The organism is Denitrobacterium sp., assembly GCF_056180635.1.
In genome coordinates this window covers 1-2,590 of sequence record NZ_JAZZJS010000086.1, presented here as the reverse complement: position 1 = coordinate 2,590, position 2,590 = coordinate 1, and the positions used below count along the sequence as shown (strand labels likewise).

The 2,590-nt window shown below is 62.1% G+C and carries 3 protein-coding genes; all 3 read left to right on the top strand.

Annotated features, from left to right (window positions below):
• Positions 1–412, top strand: a 412-nt coding sequence (gene lspA / locus AC04P6_RS08385) for a signal peptidase II (protein ID WP_475566171.1), incomplete at its 5' end; no start/stop codon positions are given.
• Entirely contained in the window at positions 412–1,446 is a 1,035-nt protein-coding gene (locus tag AC04P6_RS08380) for an RluA family pseudouridine synthase (protein WP_475566170.1), read from the top strand. The genes lspA and AC04P6_RS08380, both read left to right, overlap by 1 nt.
• A gap of 42 nt (positions 1,447–1,488) precedes the next feature.
• Positions 1,489–2,532: a ferrochelatase gene (gene hemH / locus AC04P6_RS08375; RefSeq protein WP_475566169.1), complete on the top strand. Its 1,044-nt coding sequence runs from the start codon at positions 1,489–1,491 to the stop codon at positions 2,530–2,532.
• The last annotated feature ends 58 nt before the right edge of the window (positions 2,533–2,590 follow it).

Genomic DNA, 2,590 nt, shown 5'->3' with positions numbered 1-2,590 from the left:
AATCGTAGACAACGTTCTGGGCCTGTTCCAGTTCATCCTGGTGCACAATACGGGCGCCGCATGGGGCATCTTCAGCGATTCCACGTTCGCGCTCGGCGTGTTCAGCGTCATCATCAGCATCGCCGTGGTCATGTGGTTCGCCATGGTGGCCCGCAAGGGGCAGATTTCCATTCTCGAGGTCATCTCGCTGGCGCTTGTCGCTTCGGGCGGCGTGGGCAATGCCATCGACCGCTTGGCATATGGCTACGTGGTCGACTTCATCAACTTCACGTTCATCGATTTCCCCGTGTTCAACGTCGCCGACATCGGCGTGACCGTGGGCATCGCGCTGCTGCTCATCAGCGTGTTCCTTTCGATTTTCAGCACGCCGGAAGGGCGCAACGCAAAAGCAGGCGCCGACGAGGTGGAGTAATGGCGCGCGCGTTGTCTTGTCGCGTGGGTGGCGAAGACGAGGGCATGCGCCTCGATGCCTACCTGGCCCTGCGCGATTGCTACGAGAGCCGCAGCCAGGCCGTGAAGCAGATCGAGGCATGCGCCGTGTTCGTGAATGGCGCCACGGCTACCAAGAAGACGAAGGTTGCCGCTGGCGATACCATCGTGTACGAGGAAGTGCCCCAGGCGCAGCACATCGATTTGCGTGGCGAGGACATCCCGCTCGACATCCGCTACGAAGACGACGATATGATCGTCATATCGAAGCAGGCGGGCCTCTGCGTGCACCCTGCGCCCAATCATCCTTCGTTTACCCTGGTGAACGCTCTAATTTACGCGTATGGGCGCGATAGCCTGGCGCACGTGCAGGGCGACGACCGCCCGGGCATCGTGCATCGCCTGGATATGGATACGAGCGGCCTCATGATGTGCGCGAAGTCCGACGCGTGCGGAGCGGCTCTCCAAGAGCTCATCCGCGTGCACGACGTGGAGCGCAAGTACATCACGCTCGTGCATGGCAACATCGCCTACGACACCGGCATGATCGACGAGCCCATCGCGCGTGCCGACTTCGACCGCCTGCGCATGGCCATTTCCTACAAGCCCCAGGCGCGTAACGCCCTCACCACGTTCACCGTACTCGAGCGATTCGAGGCGGCGGGGAAGGACCAGGGCTTCACGCTGCTGGAGTGCAAGCTCTACACGGGGCGCACGCATCAGATTCGCGTGCATATGGAGCATATCGGCCACTGCTGCGTGGGCGACCCCCTGTATCGCTGGGGCAACGAACAGCAGCAGCTGGGCCTTCGCAGGCAGTTCCTGCATTCGTACTCGCTCGACGTCGACCATCCCCTCACGGGCGAGCATGTCCACCTCATCGATGGGTTCCCGCCCGATCTGCGCGAGGTGCTCGACGGACTTGCGCCGCGCAGCATGGGCCGCACCGCGGCGGGCGAGCGCATCCTCGGGGAGGTTGCGCAGGCGCCGCATCAGAGCGACGACCTGCAGCTGTAATTCGCGTGCGGTGGCATGCGCAATCGGGAAGATAGGTTTGGAATGAAAACTGGAATCATCATCGCAAATACCGGATCGCCTTCTGCTCCCGAACCCGATGCGATCGAGGCGTATCTGCGCGAATTCCTGATGGACGACCGCATCTGCCAGATGCCGCGTCCGCTGTGGAAGTGGATCGTCTACCGCCATATTCTTCCGAAGCGCAAGTATGCCTCGGCCGAGCGCTACAAGTTCATCTGGACGAAGGAGGGCTCGCCCCTCATTCGCCTGCAGGAAAGCCTTGCGCGCCAGCTCCAGAGCGTGTTCGACGAGGCGGGCGAGGATTGCATCGTGTGCAGCGCCATGAGCTACGGCACGCCGTCCATCGAAAGCGCGTTGCGCAAGTTCCGCGCCGCGGAAGTCGATCGCGTGGTGCTGTTGCCCCTGTATCCGCAAAGCGCCTATTCGCCCACGCTTGCCGTGGTGGACGCGTTCAGGCGCGCGCAGAAGATCGTGGGGTGGAGCGCGCCGAGCCTCATCATCGACAACTACCACGATAACGAGCTCTACATCGCCGAGCTCGCGAGCCGCATTCGCGCCTGCGGGTTCGATGCCGCTGCGGGCGATAGGCTCATGCTGTCGTTCCACGCCATTCCGCTGAAGGACGAGAAGGCGGGCGATACGTACCGCACGCAAGCGCGCGCGACTGCCGATCTGGTATGCGAGCAGCTGGGGCTCGACCCCGCGAGCGCTACCGTGTCGTATCAGAGCGTGTTCGGGCATAACCCCAAGGCGTGGGCATCGCCGCTTTCCACCGACGTGTTGGAAGGGTGGCGCGACCAGCGTTTTCGCGTGTTCTTCGCATGCCCGGGCTTTGCGGTCGACTGCCTGGAAACGCTCTATGACATTCCGCATGAGATGGTGCCTGCGCTCGAAGGAGCTGGCGCGAAGCCCGCGAAAGCCGCAATCGACGGCTCCATCGCCAACACGATTAACACGAATGGCCGTTTTGTGTGGGTTCCGTGTCTCAACGACGGCCGCGAGCACGTTCGCATTATCGCGGATGTTCTTCGCCGTAATATAGGGAAAAGCGCGTTTGGCGATTAGGTACGCGCGCGAACGAGTAGAAAGCATTCAGATGGGTTCAGAGCAGAAGACCGTCCTG

Bases quoted from the DNA above. Each gene is read 5' to 3' on its own strand.
- hemH (WP_475566169.1), top strand. From the start codon at position 1,489: ATGAAAACTGGAATCATCATCGCAAATACCGGATCGCCTTCTGCTCCC.
- AC04P6_RS08380 (WP_475566170.1), top strand. From the start codon at position 412: ATGGCGCGCGCGTTGTCTTGTCGCGTGGGTGGCGAAGACGAGGGCATG.